The organism is Bacteroides sp. 3_1_23 (assembly GCF_000162555.1).
In the GTDB taxonomy this organism is placed as follows: domain Bacteria; phylum Bacteroidota; class Bacteroidia; order Bacteroidales; family Bacteroidaceae; genus Bacteroides; species Bacteroides ovatus.
Genome location: NZ_GG774950.1, coordinates 189,830 through 209,286, shown reverse-complemented (window position 1 = coordinate 209,286; position 19,457 = coordinate 189,830). Strand labels below are relative to the sequence as shown.

The following is a 19,457-nucleotide window of genomic DNA, read 5'->3' as shown; positions in this document are numbered from 1 at the left end:
ATAGAATGGCTAATTACGACATCCGCCCTCTACAGCTTCGCATATTAAAGAACTTATTAGCTGTTGACAAAGTTTGCAAAGAACATAATCTGCGATATTACATCATGGCAGGCACCATGCTGGGAGCTGTGCGCCACAAAGGATTCATCCCCTGGGATGATGATTTGGATATCGGAATGCCAAGAGCTGATTATGACTTACTAATGGCTAGTGCCAAAGAATGGTTACCGGAACCTTACGAAGCGGTATGCGCTGAGAATGATAAGGAATATCCTCTTCCGTTCGCAAAGGTGCAGGATGCCAACACAACCTTAATCGAGCGTATGCATCTCAAATATCTGGGAGGTGTATATATTGATATATTTCCACTAGATGGAGTTCCGGAAAGCCGCATGGCGCAAAGAATGCATTTTGCGAAGTATGAGTTCTACAAACGAGTACTTTATCTTATTCATCGCAATCCATACAAACATGGGAAAGGTCCCAGTTCATGGATACCGCTATTATGCAGAAAGTTTTTTACCCTTACCGGAGCACAGGAAAGCATCAGGAAGGTGATGAAGAAATACGATTTCGACCAATGCGCATTAGTCTGCGATTATGATGATGGAATGAAAGGAATCATGTCGAAGGATATTCTGGGCACTCCCACTCCTATCCGGTTTGAAGATGAAGAAGTATGGGGAGTACAGAAATACGACGCTTATCTGTCACAGAAATATGGAGATTACATGACCATACCTAAACAAAGTGGACAAAGACAACATAATTTCCATTATTTAGACTTGAATAAACCTTATCGGAATTTTGAAGTCTAATTATAATCACATAAAGGTAAGAAGAAGAAATGAGAATAGGTTTTGACGGAAAACGTGCAGTACAGAATTTCACCGGTCTGGGTAATTATAGCCGCTATATAGTGGATATCCTATGCCAATTCTATCCGGAGAATGAATATGTGCTGTATGCCCCCAAGAAACGGGAAAACAAGAGGCTGGACAAATTAACGAAGCAGTATCAGCAACTACAGCTTTCTTATCCCACTACTTCTTCCTGGAAAAAGTTAAGTTCATTGTGGCGAGTATGGGGCGTTACCCAACAACTGGAAAAAGAAAAAATCGATATATTCCACGGACTTAGTAATGAGTTGCCCCTGAATATACATCAAAGCGAGGTAAAAAGTATTGTAACGATTCACGATCTGATCTTTCTGCGCTATCCGCAGTATTACCATTCGATCGACAGGAAAATATACACATACAAATTCCGTAAAGCTTGCGAAAATACCGATAAAATCATTGCTATCAGCGAATGTACCAAGCGTGATATTATTGAGTATTTCAGGATTCCCGCCGATAAGATAGAAGTTGTTTATCAGGGATGTGATCCTTCATTCATGCATCCTGTAGCAGCAGAGAAGAAAAAAGAAATCCGGGCTAAATATCAGCTACCGGATCACTATATCCTTAACGTAGGAAGTATTGAAGAACGCAAAAACGCCCTTTCAGCGGTGCAGGCACTAACGATGCTTCCTGAACAGATTCATCTCGTCATTGTAGGACGCCACACGGAATATACTGATAAGATTGAACGTTTCATTAAGGAGAATAAGCTAGAAGAAAGGGTACATATCATCAGCAATGTTCCTTTTGATGATCTGCCGGCTTTTTATCAGTTAGCAGAAATTTTTGTATACCCTTCCCGTTTCGAAGGTTTTGGTATTCCCATTATAGAAGCTCTATACTCCGGTATTCCGGTAGTGGCCGCGACTGGATCTTGCCTGGAAGAAGCCGGAGGTCCCGACTCTATCTATGTACATCCTGACGATATCAAAGGAATGGCCGATGCTTTCAAACAGATATACTCCGATACTGAAAGAAAAAAGGAGATGATTGAAAAGGGGCAAAAATTTGCCAAAAGATTCTCTGAAGAAAAGCAAGCGGAAGAAATCTTAAACATCTACAAGAAACTAATGAAATGAACGTACTTAAACATACAATAAAGAAATTTATATATGGCACTCTCCCATATTATTTCATGAAAGGATATAAGCCTGGCTCTCCTTATCTGAAATACTATGAATATATTAAAGAACATGGATATTCAAGACACCTGTATGAATTCAAGGATGAATACGCCAATATGCCTGTTGATGTACAGAAAGATGAGGAAAAAGGCTTATACTATGTTCAAAAAGAAAAGAAGCGACTCTATTTCAGAAAAAGCACTCCAGCCAAGAAAATTCAAAAATATTATAGGGCTTTGAGTATGGAACAAGACAGGCGCTCACCGCACCATTACTTCAACAGCGTTAAAGAAGTGACAGGGAAAGTATTTGTGGATGTCGGTTGTGCCGAAGGCTATTCATCATTGGAAATTATCGAAGAAGCCAAACATGTTTATTTGTTTGAGCAGGACGAGCAATGGTTGGAAGCCATCAGAGCTACCTTCGAACCATGGCAGGATAAAGTGACGATTGTCCAGAAGTATGTGAGTGACCATAATTCTTCGAGAGAGCAAACACTAGATGATTTCTTCAACAACCAGACGAATGAACATCTATTTCTTAAAATGGATATAGAAGGAGCCGAACGGCACGCATTGGCCGGATGCAATAACTTATTCCAGAATTGCCAGAAGCTGGATTTTGCCATTTGCACATACCACTTGCGTGATGACGAAGAAGTTATCTCTGCATTTCTGGACAAACATAACTGCACATATATTAATCAAAAAGGTTTTTTCAGGCATAAAATCCGCAGTGTAGTGATGCGCGGAAGTAAGAAGTAATCATTGATAATCAGCAGAAAGCAATTCACAATAATCATACTTGCACAGGTATGTATCATAGATATGCTTTTCCTTTTTCAATAAGAAACGTGAGATATGCGGTTCCCAAGAAAAGAATTTACGTACGGAACGGTATAAACGGAAGAATAAAATCAGGGATACAATATGCTTTTCTTTCTCTTTCCGTGCCGCACGACGATAAATATAATGAGTAAAAAACTGATCGCTGTAACGAAGGGCCAGACTGACCGTAGATTCGACGTCCCATCCACGCAAAGAAGCATATTCTGTCATGATGTAAGTCAGTACCTCACGCGAAATACACAAACGGCACATATTACGGCATACCATATCACAATCAATATCCGATAGCAACTGCATGCGATTCACGTCGACCAGAGAGAAACTGTATTCATTCGTTTCATTCTGATGAATCAGTATATTACCGGGAGAATAGTCCAAATGGAGAATACCTGCCTGATGCAAAGCAGCAGTGTAGCGCGCAAAAGCAGAAAGTTTATCTTCATTTCCCTCTACTTTCCCATCCATCAGGGAACGGACAGTTTCGCCACCATCATAACAACAAATATAATAGCTATGTGAAAGAAGACCATTCTGAAATTGTTCAATCATAGCCACTGGCTCCGGAGTGTCAAAACCATGCTGTTGGATCTCCATAGAATAAATATAGGAACGTTCTGCTTTTGATTGCCGGAAAAACGAATATACAACGCGATTGATGATGTGAGGCTTCTTAAAGCTCTTCACCACAACATCAATACTGCCCAAGCCAATTCGTTTTAAAACATTACGACCATCATACACCACATCTCTTTCTTTCTGGAAGGACCTTGGAATTTCTTCTATCTCCTTCTGCAAATGTGCGTACTTGGGATTTACAATCACTCTCATTACACTCTCCTATATAATACTAATTACAAAGATTGAGCAAAGATAAAGAAATTAGGCCATATTCCGACTATATTTTTCTCTTTTCTCACAAAGATTGGCTAACTCTCTCTACATATAAGTCCTGTTACGAACCGCTTTAGTCATTTTTTCTTTTTTCTTTTCATTTATATTTAGACATAAATGCTTTTTTTTAGTTATGTTTGCACGATAAAAAGCATAAGGAAGTTTAAGCATGAAACCAATCAAAAGAATTCTAATTATTCGATTTAGACAAATAGGCGACTCAATTCTGGCTGTTGCATTGTGCAGCACGCTGAAAAAAAGTTTTCCCGATGCAGAGATACACTTCGTGCTTAATAAAAATATTGCTCCACTCTATGAGGGGCATCCGGATATAGATAAAGTCATTACATTTGACAAGAATGAGAATAAACCATTCACTGCTTATATAAAAAAAGTATGGCAGGTAATGCATAAAAACAGATACGATGTAATCATCGATATGCGCTCTACTATCCGGACCCTTTTTTTCTCTCTTTTTTCATTAAGAACTCCTTTCCGGATAGGACGCATTAAAGGATATACACATTTTCTACTGAACTACCGGACAGACACTTACAGTAAGAATCTGACAACTGACATGGTACAACGCAATCTATTGCTTGCAGCACCATTAGAAAAGATCAGACCTATTCAATACACAAAAGAATTCAAGTTATATCTGACTGACCGGGAAAAAGAAGATTTCCGATATTATATGGAAAAGGAAGGGATTGATTTTGCACGCCCTGTATTATTAATAGGAGTCACAACCAAACTCATCCATAAAAAATGGAATACGGAGTTCATGGTAGCCACACTGAAAAGAATATTAGAGGAATACAAGGACATACAAATGATCTTCAACTACGCGCCGGGGTACGAAGAAGAAGATGCCAGAAATATCTACAAGGAATTAGGATGTCCGGAACGTATCAAGATCGATATACAAGCTTCTTCATTACGACAACTGGCAGCACTTTGTGCCAACTGTTCATTTTACTTCGGGAACGAAGGAGGAGCCAGACACATCGCCCAAGCTCTTGGAGTTCCTTCATTTGCCATTTATTCACCAAGTGCGTCAAAGTCAATGTGGTTACCCGCCAATTCCGTACTCGCCGAAGGAATTAGTCCTGACGACATTCTTCCACCGGAACAACAGGCGACATTACCCTATGAGGAGCGTTTTGCATTAATTACTCCCGAAAAGGTATACGAGCAATTGATTCCAATACTAAGGCAATTGAGCTAACTCCCGATATAAATCAAGGTAGGCTTGTATATGCTTCTCGTAACTGAATGAAGCGGCATGTTCCTTGATTTTCTCCAAGCGTTCCTTATCTTTATAAAAATCAGGTAGATGCTCCCGGATACTTTCCACCATAAATTCTGTATCCAAATGTTCCCACATGATAGCGTGTCCATTACAAACTTCCGGCAAACTAGTGCGATTAGCAGCAAATACAGCCTTCCCAAATTGCATAGCTTCCACCACCGGCAATCCAAAGCCCTCTCCCTCACTAGGAAACAGGAATGCCTCACAGTTCCGATATAACCAGATCTTCTCGCTTTGAGAAATAACATCCGTCAAAAAGACATTAGTGAGCTGATTCTCACGGATCAGATTGCGCACTTCTTCAGCATAAGCAAAATGAGCATCGCCACAAATATATAGATCATATTCCGGGAAATAACGCATTACGTCAACCAAGAGATGGAAGTTCTTTTTTCTACGGATTTGTCCAATCGTAAAAAAGAAAGGACGCCCTGTAGCAAACGACGGCTTTATTCCTTCCAATGTATCGATTCTCTCCACTCCATTATAGATGACCCGGATCTCCTTCCCTTTCAAATCTACATGCTGCCGAATGACATCTGCCACATAATGAGAGATCGTAGTCACGACCGCTGCTTTATTGACCTTATTCTGCATCCGGCGAAGATACATTTTCGCCTTCCAGGGCTTTTTCTCTGTTAAGAAATTAAAGTCGTGTATAGTAAAGATAAACTTTGTACCACCGGCAATACGCAACATCTTGCGCTGTTGATTCACCGCATGCCATACATCTACCTTGGGAAGGGTAAAAGGAAAAAACTTATTGATACGACGTACCGGAACAGAGGTCACATTCGGACCAAATTCCTGCATATATTTCTGCCGCAATAAATATACAAAATGAAGATCATCTACCGGCATAGACGAAAAGGCGGTTGCATAGTTGGCCGCAATCTGCCCGAAGCCGGCTGTGAGACTACCATAATTCGTAAGATCTATCAGTACCTTTTTCTTTCGTTGTATCTCTTTCATCATTATTTGATTCTACGCTCTTTCGGCTCAATAAACAGCTAATTTGAACTTCAGCAAGGATTAATCTACAAGCCCTTCTATTTTCGCAATGACCTGCTCCGGCTTTATATCCCTCAAACAGGCATAATCACCTCGCCAGCAAGGCTTCTGACCATATACAGAACAGGGACGGCATGACAAATCGAGTTGCACGGTATTGACCGGCAATTGTTTCCAGCCCATAAAACCGGCATAAGGATGGGTGGCTCCCCAAATAGAGACAACCGGAATATTGACCAGGGATGCCAAATGCATATTGGCAGAATCCATTGAAAGCATCACGTCCAGATGGCTCATCAGATTCAGTTCGGTACGCATATTCAGTTTACCGATCATTGAAACGACAGAAGGATATTTAGCAATCCATGCATCAAATACGTCCTGCTCGCTTTTACCGCCTCCAAAGAGGAAAACCTTTACTTTGGGATTGGCAGCAAAATATGCTATAACTTGCTCCTGCAGTTCTAACGGATAAATCTTACCTGCATGTTTGGCAAAAGGAGCTATACCAATCCACTTTTGATCTTCTTTAGGCCCTGTGACTGGTTCTATTTCCGCAAAGTTTCCTTTTCCTTCGCCATAAATAGAAGAGAAATTTAATAGTACCGGTAAACCTAGCTTCTCAAGTACATCGGCATAACGACGAAAAGAACTCTTCTGATTTTCCATCACCTTATCATGACGGCGAACCAGCTTCTTTTTGCCTGCCCTTCCTTTACAAATGGAAGCTACCGGTTTATTGGCAAGACGGAATCGCAAACATAAATACTTAGAACGAAGTACATGATGAAAATCAGCAATGTAATCAAAATGCATCGCTTTCAATTCCGAATAAAGGCTATTCAAGCCCCAAAGCCCCTTGTGCTTGCCTGTTAAATCAGCTCCGACAAAACCCACATTGGCAGGCAACCCCTGAAAGAGTGGCTGCCATACAGCACGACTTAACACTGTTATTTCATGCTGCGGGTATTGCACAGCCAGCGAATGTATTACCGGGATTGTCATGGCTACATCGCCAAGAGCTGAAAAACGAATAATGAGAATACGCGCCATTCGTTATTTTTTCGCATAAAGCACCGGATTTAATGCCGGGTCATTATACATCTTCATCTGTTTATATACTTTCATATATTTTCTTCCGGCTTCGATATCAGCCAACAGCTGTTCAATAGCCGTAGAAAGGTCTTTGCGTTGTTCCAGCAGGATATTCAACCTAGTCTGGCATTGAGCACGGTGTTCCTCGGTAGTGTCCGTACGTTCCACCTCCTGCTGCATGTGGTAAATTTTCAATGCAAGAATTGACAAGCGGTCAATTGCCCATGCAGGGCTTTCCGTATTGATCGTTGCGTCAGAGAGAGGTTTCACCTCTTTGTATTTGTCTAAAAAGTAGCTATCAATTAATTCCACCAGGTCTGTACGATCCTGATTTGATTTATCAATTCTTCTTTTCAAGGCCAATGCTTCTACCGGATCAATCTGCGGGTCACGGATAATATCCTCAAAATGCCATTGCACAGCATCAATCCAGTTCTTTAGATATAAATAATACTCAATAGTTTTCAACTCGTAAGGATTGTTCATCGGAGCATCCACACTATCCGTTACATGGTAATCTGTTGTCGATTTCCAAAAAATCTCGTTGCAAAGGTTACTAAATGTCATAATCTTAACTAGCTAATAGATATATAATAGGGCAAATCTATGTAATATTTTTCAGACAAGCAACCGTTTCTTACTTTTTTATTTGTTACCTTTGTGGATATAAAAGATGAATTGTATATGAAAATTATTATCGACAATAAAATACCTTATATAAAAGAAGCGGTACAGAGAATAGCCGATGAGGTAGTTTATGCACCGGGGAAAGATTTCACTCCGGAGCTCGTACGGGATGCGGATGCACTTATTGTCCGTACCCGCACACATTGCAACCGGGATTTATTGGAAGGTAGTCGAGTGAAATTCATAGCGACGGCAACCATAGGTTTCGACCATATTGATACGGAGTATTGCAAACAGGCCGGTATCGAATGGACGAATGCACCGGGATGTAATTCGGCTTCTGTCGCCCAATATATACAGTCATCGCTTCTTGTATGGAAGTCCGTCAGGAATAAAAGACTGAATGAACTGACGATTGGAATCATAGGAGTAGGAAATGTCGGGAGTAAAGTAGCTAAAGTTGCCCAGGATTTTGGCATGCGTGTTTTATTGAATGATTTGCCACGGGAAGAAAAAGAAGGTGCAGAACGATTCTCTTCACTGGAGAAAATAGCGGAAGAGTGTGACATCATCACTTTTCACGTACCTTTATATAAGGAAGGAAAGTATAAAACGTTCCACTTGGCGGATGAAGTTTTCTTTCAGTCACTCAAACGGAAACCTGTTATCATCAATACCTCACGGGGAGAAGTCATCCAGACTGATGCTCTTTTAAAAGCCTTGAACAGCCGGATGATTTCGGATGCCATCATTGACGTATGGGAGCATGAACCGGAAATCAACCGTGATCTACTGGAAAAGACATTTATCGGAACTCCTCACATTGCAGGTTACTCTGCAGATGGAAAAGCAAACGCCACACGTATGTCATTGGATGCCATCTGCAATTTTTTCCAAATAAAAGGGGATTATGAAATTAACGCACCCGCACTTGTCTCCCCCATTATTCATGCAAAAAACCACGAAGAAGCAGTCCTCCAAATGTATAATCCAACCGAAGACAGCAACCGGCTAAAAAATCAACCGGAGCTATTCGAAACCCTACGCGGAGATTATCCTTTGCGGAGAGAAGAGAAAGCATACATTATTAAGTATTAGGTATTAAGTTTCAAGTAAGTATCAGACATTAATCGCATCGACTGAAAAATTTAATAAAATTCTGTCAAAGGATTATCTGTACGACGTAATACTTAATACCTGATACTTAATTCTTATTATTTAATACCTGTTCTATGATTTGCGGGAAGTGTTCATATTCCAAAGCATGCACCTTCTTAGCTACATCATCCGGAGAATCAGTCGAAAGAACAGGGCAAGTAGCTTGAAAAATCGTATTTCCTTCGTCGTAATGCTCATTTATATAATGTATAGTAATGCCGCTTTCTTTCTCACCGGCAGCCACTACCGCTTCATGAACCCGGTCACCATACATCCCCTTGCCTCCAAACTTCGGCAGAAGAGCAGGATGTATATTTATAATTTTATCGGGATAAGCATGCAAAAGTAAATCAGGCACACGAACCAGAAAGCCAGCCAGCACGACAAAATCAATGCGGTACTCCTGCAAAATAGCCAAAATTTCATCTCCGGCTATCCAATCCTCCTTTGGAAACACGTTAGAAGGCACTCCCAAGCGATGCGCACGTTCCAAAACATAGGCGTCACTTTTATTAGAAAGCACCAACGAAACCTGAACGGAATCGTTTTTTTGGAAATACCGGATAATATTCTCGGCATTTGAACCGGAACCGGAAGCGAAAATTGCGATGTTTTTCTTCATAACTCTCAAATTCGATGCACAAAACAGTGAAAAATGTGCAAAACATTGCATTTATTTAGTCAAATATTTGCGCAAAACGATAAATATTCATTCCTTTGCACCGCAAATTTAAAGAAATAAAACTAATTATTAATTAAAAACTTAAAGTTATGTCTGAAATTGCATCAAGAGTAAAAGCGATTATCGTTGATAAATTAGGCGTAGAAGAATCAGAAGTTACTAACGAAGCAAGCTTCACTAACGACCTGGGAGCAGATTCTCTTGACACTGTAGAACTTATCATGGAATTCGAAAAAGAATTCGGTATCTCTATTCCTGATGACCAAGCAGAAAAGATTGGTACTGTAGGTGATGCTGTATCTTATATCGAAGAACACGCTAAGTAATTCGATTTCATCAATATGGAATTAAAAAGAGTGGTAGTAACAGGCCTTGGCGCCATTACTCCCGTTGGCAACAGCGTTCCCGAATTTTGGGAAAACATTGTGAACGGGGTTAGTGGAGCAGGGCCTATTACTCATTTTGATGCGTCGTTATTCAAGACCCAATTCGCATGCGAAGTGAAAGACTTCGATGCAACGAAATACATAGACCGCAAAGAAGCAAGAAAGATGGACCTGTATACTCAATATGCCATCGCTGTTGCTAAAGAAGCGGTGAGTGATTCCGGTCTTGACGTCGAGAAAGAAGACTTGAACAAAATCGGTGTTATTTTCGGCGCCGGTATTGGTGGTATACATACATTTGAAGAAGAGGTAGGCAACTACTACACTCGTCAGGAAATGGGTCCGAAGTTTAATCCGTTCTTCATTCCAAAGATGATTTCGGATATTGCAGCCGGACAGATTTCTATCATGTATGGTTTCCATGGTCCTAACTACGCGACTTGTTCAGCATGTGCTACTTCAACCAACGCTATTGCAGATGCCTTCAACCTGATTCGTTTGGGTAAAGCAAATGTAATTGTATCCGGTGGTTCCGAAGCAGCAATCTTCCCGGCAGGTGTAGGCGGTTTCAACGCTATGCACGCCTTGTCAACACGCAACGACGAAGCTTCTAAAGCTTCACGTCCGTTTAGCGCAAGCCGCGATGGTTTCGTTATGGGCGAAGGTGGCGGTTGCTTGATTCTGGAAGAACTGGAACACGCTAAAGCTCGTGGTGCAAAAATCTATGCAGAAGTTGCCGGTGTAGGTATGTCTGCAGATGCACATCACTTGACTGCTTCTCATCCGGAAGGTCTGGGAGCGAAACTGGTGATGATGAATGCACTGGAAGATGCGGAAATGGATCCGAAAGAAGTAGACTATATCAATGTACACGGTACATCTACTCCGGTTGGTGATATTTCAGAAGCAAAAGCAATCAAGGAAGTATTCGGTGATCATGCGTTCGAGTTGAACATCAGTTCAACCAAATCAATGACAGGTCACTTGCTGGGAGCTGCCGGTGCGGTAGAATCTATTGCAAGCATCCTTGCCATTAAGAACGGCATTGTTCCTCCGACTATCAACCACGAAGAAGGTGACGACGACGAGAACATCGACTACAACCTTAATTTCACGTTCAATAAAGCACAGAAACGCGAAGTTAATGTTGCCTTGTCCAATACATTTGGATTTGGTGGTCACAATGCGTGCGTTATCTTCAAGAAATACGCAGAGTAATATCGTGTTACGTAACGAAATAGATAAGATAAGGCTCTTGTTCCGCAAGGATAGAGAGTCTTATCTTTGTTTTTACCGGATACTTGGGTTCTACCCGCGCAATATCCAGCTTTATGAGCAGGCTCTCCTGCACAAATCGACTTCTGTCCGCTCCGACAAGGGACGTCCCCTCAACAATGAACGGCTGGAGTTTTTAGGTGACGCCATCCTCGACGCCATTGTGGGAGATATTGTCTACAAACGTTTCGAAGGGAAACGGGAAGGTTTCCTAACCAATACACGTTCCAAGATTGTACAACGGGAGACGTTGAACAAGTTGGCCGTTGAAATCGGCCTGGATAAGCTCATCAAGTATTCTACCCGCTCTTCTTCTCACAACAGCTACATGTACGGAAATGCTTTTGAAGCGTTTATCGGAGCTATTTATCTGGATCAGGGATATGAACGTTGCAAACAGTTTATGGAACAACGGATCATTAACCGTTATATCGATCTGGATAAAATATCCCGAAAAGAGGTTAACTTCAAATCCAAGCTTATCGAATGGAGCCAAAAGAACAAAATGGAGGTTTCCTTTGAATTAATCGAGCAGTTTCTCGACCATGACAGCAACCCTGTATTCCAAACTGAAGTACGCATTGAAGGACTTCCGGCAGGAACAGGTACGGGGTATTCCAAGAAGGAGTCTCAACAGAATGCCGCCCAGATGGCTATAAAGAAGGTAAAGGAACCGACATTTATGTCAACCATCGAAGAGATTAAAATACAACATTCGGCAACTGCTACTGAAATGGAAACAGAAATGGAAATTGAATTTGCGACTGATTCTGAGACTGAATTGGCAACCGGGCTTGAGAATGAACCCGAAACCGAACTGAATGCAAATCCCGAGATAGAACCGGAAAATGTTCCAGAAAAAAACATCGTCGTCAATGAGATTTCCACAGTGCAGCAGGGCACAGAAGCTCTGGAAACTAACCAAAGCAAATCCCCATGCGACGACCCTGAATCACCAAATCGTGATCTTCAGTAACCAATTTCAGTTTTCCTGCAACTTCTTCAAGAAGAATAGATGCTATATCGTCTCCTTGTAAAGTCACCATACGCCCGAATTGGCCATTGGCTATCAATTCTGTTGCATGCCCGCCCATGCGGGTAGAAAGATTGCGGTCGAAAGGAGTAGGCGAACCACCACGCTGGATATACCCCAGAACTGTTTCGCGGGTTTCTATACCGGTTTCATATTCAATTTCCTGTGCGATATATTCAGCAGCACGTTTACGCCCGTCAGTCTGAATTCCTTCCGCTACCACTACAATAGAATAGGGTTTGCCTTTCTTTAGTCTTTCCAGAATCGTATTGCCGATATTCTTAATGTTATAAGCGATTTCAGGAACGAGAATCACATCCCCTCCTCCTGCCATACCAGAATACAAAGCAATCCAACCGGCTTTATGTCCCATCACTTCAATCACCATCACTCTTTTGTGAGAGCTTGCGGTGGAATGTAGACGGTCGATGGCATCAGTAGCAATACTTACCGCCGAGTCGAAACCAAAAGAGATGTCCGTGCCCCAAATATCATTATCAATGGTTTTAGGAACAGATACGATGTTAACTCCCATTGCAGCAAACTTGGCTGCAGTCTTCTGCGTCCCATTTCCACCGATACAAACGACACAATCCAGTCCAATTTCATGGATATTCTGAAGAATTAAAGACGGTTTGTCAACATCCGAAACAACGCCTCCTTTTTTGAAAGGCTTCTCACGAGAGGTTCCTAGCATCGTTCCACCCAAATTCAGCAGACCGGAAAGCGACTTGTCTGTAATAGATTCGACATCTTTAGTCAGCAAGCCCTGAAAACCGCTGTGAATGCCTATCACTTCCATCCCATAATAATTGATGGCAGTTTTGCACACGCCACGAATGGTGGCATTGATACCGGGACAGTCCCCGCCGGATGTTAAGATTCCAATTCTCATTGTCGCATTTTTTAGTCTAAAACTCGGGTATTCTATGAAAGTCGTCAATTTTTAACGATTATTTCCGTCGTAAAGATAGAAAAAAAAGATAAATAAGTTACTTTTGCACGACTAAACATTATTATGTTAAAGCAGAAATGAATATTACAAAAATTATTAGTAAGACTTTCGATTCCCGTTTAAAACAGATAGACCTATATGCTAGTCAGGCTAGTGAGATACAACATCGTGTGTTAAGTCGCTTAATACATCAGGCCGCTCAGACTGAATGGGGAAGAAAGTACGATTACTCCTCTATCCGTAACTATGAAGATTTCCGTAAACGTGTTCCTATCCAGACATACGAAGAAATCAAACCTTATGTAGAACGTTTGCGAGCCGGGGAACAGAATCTGCTTTGGCCATCGGAGATACGCTGGTTTGCAAAATCCTCCGGAACGACTAATGATAAAAGTAAATTCCTTCCTGTCAGCAAGGAAGCGCTGGAAGACATTCATTACAGAGGAGGAAAAGACGCGGCAGCTCTTTATTTCCGCATCAATCCGGATAGCCATTTTTTCTCCGGCAAGGGACTGATTCTAGGAGGAAGCCATAGCCCGAACCTCAATTCCAATCATAGTTTAGTAGGAGATTTATCCGCTATTCTGATTCAGAATGTAAATCCGCTTATCAATTTCATTCGTGTACCCAGCAAGAAAATTGCGTTGATGAGCGAATGGGAAACCAAGATAGAAGCAATCGCCAACAGTACTATTCCGGTAAATGTGACAAGCCTGTCCGGTGTACCGTCGTGGATGTTGGTACTTATCAAACGTGTTCTTGAAAAGACAGGAAAGCAGGCACTAGAAGAAGTATGGTCTAACCTGGAAGTCTTCTTCCACGGTGGAGTGGCTTTCACACCGTATCGTGAGCAATATAAACAGGTGATTACAACACCTAAAATGCATTATGTAGAGACCTACAATGCTTCGGAAGGATATTTCGGAACCCAGAACGACCTTTCCGATCCTGCCATGTTATTAATGATCGACTATGGAATTTTCTACGAATTTGTTCCATTGGAGGAAGTTGGAAAAGAAAATCCACGGGCTTATTGTCTTGAAGAAGTCGAGCTTAACAAGAACTATGCAATGGTTATTTCTACTTCTTGTGGTTTATGGAGATACATGATTGGGGATACAGTGAAGTTTACCAGCAAGAATCCCTATAAGTTTGTCATCACAGGAAGAACGAAGCATTTCATCAACGCATTTGGTGAAGAGTTGATTGTCGATAACGCTGAAAAAGGATTGGCGAAGGCTTGTGCCGAAACCGGAGCACAAGTTAGCGAATACACCGCGGCACCTGTGTTTATGGATGAGAATGCCAAATGCCGGCACCAGTGGTTAATAGAGTTCGCTAAGATGCCGGATTCAATAGAAAAATTTGCAGCGATACTTGATGCCACACTGAAGGAGGTTAACTCCGATTATGAGGCGAAACGATGGAAAGACATAGCTTTGCAACCATTAGAAGTGATCGTTGCCCGTGAGGGATTATTCCATGATTGGCTGGCACAGAAAGGAAAGCTGGGAGGACAACACAAAGTCCCCAGATTAAGCAATACGCGCGAATATATAGAAACAATGTTAGCGCTGAATGACAGCATTCCTTCGGAAGAATAACCATACATAAAATGATTTCCTATAGGTTAGAAAAGTCAATATAGGGCGTAATCCGCCATTCCCAAGGTAAGAAACTACAGTTCCCAGGCAGGAAACTGTAGTTTCCAAAGCGGGACACTGCAATTTCCAAGGCAGGACACTACAGTTTCCATGTAGGGAAAGCGGAGTCTTTTCATAGACTTTAATGAAAACAGCATAGACTTTTCTTCAGTAATATATTGTGTTGCAGATACTTTATCTGCAACCTATCTGCAACAGGTATCTGCAACGCCATAACAATCTGTTTATTAATAGACTATCTTCATTTTGTTGCAGATGGCAGATGTTTTATACTTTTCAACTTTATAGAGGGGTTGGGCTTTGGTACTTCCTCGTCAGAGAATGATCATCTTCCCTCATGTAAAATTACCGGGCGTTGACTATTATCCCTCCTCCCAATAATAAGCCATCTTTATAGAATGCAGCAGCTTGTCCCGGAGCAATGGCGGTTAAAGGCTCATGAAGTTGCACATGCAGTAGATGATCTGGTGTAATGGTAATCGTAGCATGGTTTTCCTGTTTGCGATACCGTATTTTCACAATGATGTCAGAATGCCCTAAAGTACGCTCCTGATTGACAAGATTCCAGTCTTTCAACCACATTTCTGTTTTCTCCAGAGCTGAAAGAGAAGCTAATACGACTTCGTTCTTTTCAGGATTAATCTCTTTCACAAATACGGGACGGTTCAAATGAATGCCCAAGCCACGTCTCTGTCCAATGGTATAAAAAGGATAACCCTCATGCCAGGCAATAAAATCTCCCTTTTCATCGACAAACCTTCCTCGTTTCACTTTATTGAGTCCTGCCTGATTGCTTCCAACCAATGCTTGCCAATCTCCAACCAATGCTTGATTCTCCCCCATCATCTGCTCTTCTTCTGCCAATGCCTCACTATTTTGAGCCAACCAGTTTTTCAGAAAAGTCCGATAGTCCATTGGGCAAAAACAAACGCCTATACTATCCTTTTTAGTTGCCACCTTCCGGAACCCATGTTCCGCAGCCCAGGCACGGGCTTCCACTTTCGTAATATTCCCCATCGGCAACAGCATCCTGCAAAGAATATCTTGTTTCAATCCCCATAGAAAGAAGGTTTGATCCTTATCCGAGTCGGCAGCGTATGTTATATAAAAGGTGTTATTTAGTTGTATATTCTGCGCATAGTGCCCGGTAGCGATATAAAAAACACCCATTTCATCGGCAATTTTAGCAAGCAGAGGCCATTTCAGGTAATTATTGCATAATGTGCAAGGGACCGGAGTCCGTCCTGCCAGATACTCCTGCACAAAATAGTCAATAATCTGCTTATTGAATATTTCACGGGCATCGTATGTTATATGCCGTATTCCTAAACGTTCTGCCAGATTACGGGCATCTTCCAGATACTCTGTCGAGCCATTCAATTCATAAAAACGAAAGGTTACTCCGATCACTTCATAACCGGCTTCCAGCAATCGCATAGCAGCAACAGAACTATCTGTACCGCCGCTCATTCCAAGCAATACTCGTTTGTTTTCCTCCATCATGCTGCAAAATTAAGTATTTTCCCGTATCTTTGTCTGTTAAAGCCTAAAAGAGAATGAAAGAGAGACCAACTAACGGACAAGTTATAATCGTTTTCACAGAACATCCGATACTCGGCATATTGCTGATTCCCTATATTGCGGAAAGGCTGGACGATGGTACCTTGCAATTGGTAGAACAAGCATTTCACGCCTCTCCCGAAGCTATGAGCAAGATGAGTGAGGCAGAAAGACAAGCTATTCATATCGCCTCTTATTATACGGAGAAGCATCTAATGAGTGTCTACTCCCGCGAAAAAACAGTATCGCGTTTTTTACATAAATTATCCGAAGATCCGGAACGAATAAAGAATGATATCCGTCCATCTATCGAAAAGAAACTGTTGGAAATGCTGGTACTGATACGGGACAACGGACTGCCTTTTTATCAGAAACAAGCCGGCAGTAAAATACTATACGCCCATCATGCCTATCACATAAATCCTCATAATGCAGAAATTCGTGTAACGTTTCATGTTGACAATAAAACGTTTCGTTATCAGTTGCAGTGCTATTATGAAGGACAGCCATTCTCTTTAAGTGAGTTGAAACCTGTGGTTGTACTGACATCCGCACCAGCCACGCTATTATTGGGAATGGAGCTATACTTCTTTCCGCACATTGAAAGCGCACGCATCTTACCTTTTACAAAGAAAAGATCAATCAGCGTAGACGCTTCCCAAATTGAAAAATACATAGATAACATTGTTATCCCGATTGCTCGTTATCATGAAATCGAGACTCACGGTTTGAGTATAATGGAAGAGAAATGCCCCTGTGAAGCAATTCTCTCATTCGAAGATACCACGTACAACGGACAAGCATTGCAGCTTGGTTTCCGTTATGGAGATCAGACATTTACATCGGATAGTGCCCTTGAAATGAGAAAAATCATTTATCGGAAAACATCCGGTGAAATCTTCTTTTTTCGCCGGAACATTACTGCTGAAGAACAAGTCGTTCAGCTCTTAACGGATGCAGGCCTGCGACAACTCAATAATACACATTTCAGCCTATCCCCTGAAGCTCCGGAGAAAACGATCGTCGAATGGATCAACAGCCATCGGGAGATGTTGCAGCAGTCCTTCCATCTCACCAGCAATATGGGAAACACACCTTATTGCCTGGACGAGATACGCATCGAGCAAAGTTGTGACGATGAGGTCGACTGGTTTGAATTGCACATCACCGTTGTTATCGGCAATCTGCGTATTCCTTTTTCACGCTTCCGCAAACATATCCTGGAGGAAAAGAGAGAATATCTGTTACCTGATGGCCGCATGATTCTCCTGCCAGAGGAATGGTTCAGCAAATATGCGAATTTACTAGAGATGGGAATTCAAACGGAAAAAGGAATCCGCTTGAAACATACATTTGTAGGTGCCGCACAGACCGCCTTAGGTGAAGAGGAATTAAAGAAATTTCCGGTGAAGCAACAGATACAAAATGTTGCCGTACCCAAAAACCTCAAAGCAACATTACGTCCCTATCAGCAGAAAGGATTCTCATGGATGGTACACTTGCATAAACAAGGATTTGGCGGATGCCTGGCAGATGACATGGGGCTTGGGAAGACACTCCAAACTCTTACTCTATTACAATATATATATAAACCATCTACCCCCAGACAACCGGCTACCCTGATCGTTGTCCCCACATCGCTACTTCATAACTGGCGACGGGAAGCCAAACGCTTTACAGCTCTCTCGATGACGGAATACAACAACACCGTGTCTATAGACAAGGAACAACCGGAAAAATTCTTCGGTCATTTTCACTTGATCTTTACGACCTATGGCATGATGAGGAATAACATTGATATACTCTGTTCATACTGTTTCGAATACATCGTGCTCGATGAAAGCCAGAATATCAAAAATAGCGAATCGCTCACCTTCCGGTCAGCCATTCGACTACAAAGTAAACACCGGCTTGTACTTACTGGCACTCCCATCGAAAACTCATTAAAAGACCTGTGGGCTCAATTTCACTTTATACAACCAGACTTACTGGGTACGGAAAATGCTTTCCAAAAGCAGTTTATAATGCCGATTCGTCAGGGGAATGCCCGTGCAAAAGTATTATTGCAACAACTGACAGCCCCATTTATCCTCCGTAGAAGCAAGAAAGAGGTAGCTCCGGAACTTCCGGCACTTACCGAAGAGACCATCTACTGCGACATGACTGAAGAGCAGAATACTTGTTACGAACAGGAGAAAAACAGCCTGCGCAACATCCTTCTTCAGCATCCTCAAAGTACCGACAGGCTTCATTCGTTTAGTGTATTAAATGGCATCTTACGTTTACGACAACTATCTTGCCACCCGCAACTTATCCTTCCCGACTATACCGGAACATCCGGAAAAACGGCACAGATAATCGAAACATTCGATACGCTACAGAGCGAAGGCCACAAAGTTTTAATTTTCTCCTCATTCGTCAGACATCTGGAGGTGCTCGCCGAAGCTTTCCACGAACGGGGTTGGAAATATGCCTTATTAACAGGATCGACCAACAACCGTCCTTCCGAAATCGCCTATTTCACCGATCAAAAAGACGTCCAGGCATTCCTGATTTCACTAAAAGCAGGAGGCGTGGGACTTAATCTGACTCAAGCCGACTATGTATTTATCATAGACCCCTGGTGGAATCCTGCCGCCGAATCGCAGGCGATCGCCCGCGCCCATCGTATCGGGCAGGACAAGCAAGTAATTGCTTACCGCTTCATTACCCAAAACAGTATCGAAGAAAAGATTCTTCACCTACAAGATGAGAAACGAAAACTAGCGGAAACATTTGTTGCCGATAGTGAGCCATTACCTATATTAAGCAACGAGCAATGGGTAGACCTGCTCTAATAATACATAAAGTCGCAATCTATCACAGAGACGTGTAAAATGTATTATTTCATCGTATTCCTGAATTTTTTTATCCATATACTCTTATTTTATCCGG

17 protein-coding genes are annotated in these 19,457 nt (G+C 41.9%); 10 read left to right on the top strand and 7 right to left on the bottom strand.

The window, feature by feature from the left end; genetic code table 11:
- Positions 1-5 precede the first annotated feature (5 nt).
- From HMPREF9010_RS11805 to HMPREF9010_RS11815, 3 genes are read left to right on the top strand one after another with little or no spacing between them, the layout of a single operon-like run.
- A complete protein-coding gene (locus HMPREF9010_RS11805; RefSeq protein WP_008649126.1) occupies positions 6-818 on the top strand; it encodes a phosphorylcholine transferase LicD in 813 nt (270 codons plus the stop codon).
- 29 nt (positions 819-847) lie between these two features.
- On the top strand, positions 848-1,981 hold the full coding sequence (locus HMPREF9010_RS11810; protein ID WP_008649124.1) for a glycosyltransferase family 4 protein: 1,134 nt from the start codon (positions 848-850) through the stop codon (positions 1,979-1,981).
- Positions 1,978-2,790 (top strand): FkbM family methyltransferase, encoded by an 813-nt coding sequence (locus tag HMPREF9010_RS11815; RefSeq protein WP_004298298.1) that lies wholly within the window; start codon positions 1,978-1,980, stop codon positions 2,788-2,790. The genes HMPREF9010_RS11810 and HMPREF9010_RS11815 overlap by 4 nt, the downstream gene beginning before the upstream one ends.
- On the opposite strand, the gene HMPREF9010_RS11820 is transcribed toward HMPREF9010_RS11815, so the two are convergent.
- The gene (locus HMPREF9010_RS11820; protein ID WP_004298299.1) at positions 2,791-3,702 is read right to left on the bottom strand and encodes a lipopolysaccharide kinase InaA family protein; all 912 of its coding nucleotides are present in this window, start codon (positions 3,700-3,702) and stop codon (positions 2,791-2,793) included.
- A gap of 232 nt (positions 3,703-3,934) precedes the next feature.
- Here HMPREF9010_RS11820 and HMPREF9010_RS11825 point away from each other — a divergent pair, with 232 nt between their 5' ends.
- A complete protein-coding gene (locus HMPREF9010_RS11825; RefSeq protein WP_004298301.1) occupies positions 3,935-4,993 on the top strand; it encodes a glycosyltransferase family 9 protein in 1,059 nt (352 codons plus the stop codon).
- Here HMPREF9010_RS11825 and HMPREF9010_RS11830 read toward each other — a convergent pair.
- The 3 genes from HMPREF9010_RS11830 to HMPREF9010_RS11840 are packed head-to-tail and all read right to left on the bottom strand — an operon-like array spanning position 4,976 to position 7,750.
- Entirely contained in the window at positions 4,976-6,052 is a 1,077-nt protein-coding gene (locus tag HMPREF9010_RS11830) for a glycosyltransferase family 4 protein (protein WP_008649122.1), read from the bottom strand. The two genes, HMPREF9010_RS11825 and HMPREF9010_RS11830, sit on opposite strands and share 18 nt — an antisense overlap.
- A gap of 57 nt (positions 6,053-6,109) precedes the next feature.
- Positions 6,110-7,141: a glycosyltransferase family 9 protein gene (locus HMPREF9010_RS11835; protein ID WP_008649121.1), complete on the bottom strand. Its 1,032-nt coding sequence runs from the start codon at positions 7,139-7,141 to the stop codon at positions 6,110-6,112.
- A 3-nt stretch (positions 7,142-7,144) separates the two neighbouring features.
- Positions 7,145-7,750, bottom strand: coding sequence for a DUF4254 domain-containing protein (locus HMPREF9010_RS11840; protein ID WP_008649120.1), 606 nt, complete (start codon positions 7,748-7,750; stop codon positions 7,145-7,147).
- 117 nt (positions 7,751-7,867) lie between these two features.
- Here HMPREF9010_RS11840 and pdxB point away from each other — a divergent pair, with 117 nt between their 5' ends.
- Positions 7,868-8,908, top strand: coding sequence for a 4-phosphoerythronate dehydrogenase PdxB (pdxB, locus tag HMPREF9010_RS11845; RefSeq protein ID WP_004322488.1), 1,041 nt, complete (start codon positions 7,868-7,870; stop codon positions 8,906-8,908).
- 106 nt (positions 8,909-9,014) lie between these two features.
- On the opposite strand, the gene purN is transcribed toward pdxB, so the two are convergent.
- Positions 9,015-9,641 (bottom strand): phosphoribosylglycinamide formyltransferase, encoded by a 627-nt coding sequence (purN, locus tag HMPREF9010_RS11850; RefSeq protein WP_004307440.1) that lies wholly within the window; start codon positions 9,639-9,641, stop codon positions 9,015-9,017.
- 98 nt (positions 9,642-9,739) lie between these two features.
- Between purN and HMPREF9010_RS11855 the strand changes: the two genes are divergently transcribed.
- Genes HMPREF9010_RS11855 through rnc form a run of 3 tightly spaced genes read left to right on the top strand, consistent with a single transcriptional unit; the run spans position 9,740 to position 12,287 of the window.
- Positions 9,740-9,976, top strand: coding sequence for an acyl carrier protein (locus HMPREF9010_RS11855; RefSeq protein ID WP_004291965.1), 237 nt, complete (start codon positions 9,740-9,742; stop codon positions 9,974-9,976).
- 15 nt (positions 9,977-9,991) lie between these two features.
- The gene (gene fabF, locus HMPREF9010_RS11860; protein ID WP_004307441.1) at positions 9,992-11,254 is read left to right on the top strand and encodes a beta-ketoacyl-ACP synthase II; all 1,263 of its coding nucleotides are present in this window, start codon (positions 9,992-9,994) and stop codon (positions 11,252-11,254) included.
- A complete protein-coding gene (gene rnc / locus HMPREF9010_RS11865; protein WP_008649078.1) occupies positions 11,220-12,287 on the top strand; it encodes a ribonuclease III in 1,068 nt (355 codons plus the stop codon). Before fabF ends, rnc begins: the two co-directional genes overlap by 35 nt.
- Here the strand turns inward: rnc and HMPREF9010_RS11870 are convergent.
- A complete protein-coding gene (locus tag HMPREF9010_RS11870; protein WP_008649077.1) occupies positions 12,229-13,239 on the bottom strand; it encodes an ATP-dependent 6-phosphofructokinase in 1,011 nt (336 codons plus the stop codon). The two genes, rnc and HMPREF9010_RS11870, sit on opposite strands and share 59 nt — an antisense overlap.
- Positions 13,240-13,376: 137 nt before the next feature.
- Here HMPREF9010_RS11870 and HMPREF9010_RS11875 point away from each other — a divergent pair, with 137 nt between their 5' ends.
- On the top strand, positions 13,377-14,903 hold the full coding sequence (locus tag HMPREF9010_RS11875; protein WP_008649076.1) for a GH3 auxin-responsive promoter family protein: 1,527 nt from the start codon (positions 13,377-13,379) through the stop codon (positions 14,901-14,903).
- A 405-nt stretch (positions 14,904-15,308) separates the two neighbouring features.
- Here the strand turns inward: HMPREF9010_RS11875 and mnmA are convergent, their stop codons facing one another.
- Positions 15,309-16,466 carry a tRNA 2-thiouridine(34) synthase MnmA gene (gene mnmA / locus HMPREF9010_RS11880; RefSeq protein WP_032852689.1) on the bottom strand — a complete coding sequence of 386 codons (1,158 nt, stop codon included), beginning with the start codon at positions 16,464-16,466 and terminating at the stop codon, positions 15,309-15,311.
- A gap of 53 nt (positions 16,467-16,519) precedes the next feature.
- Between mnmA and HMPREF9010_RS11885 the strand changes: the two genes are divergently transcribed.
- Positions 16,520-19,360: a DEAD/DEAH box helicase gene (locus HMPREF9010_RS11885; protein ID WP_008649074.1), complete on the top strand. Its 2,841-nt coding sequence runs from the start codon at positions 16,520-16,522 to the stop codon at positions 19,358-19,360.
- The last annotated feature ends 97 nt before the right edge of the window (positions 19,361-19,457 follow it).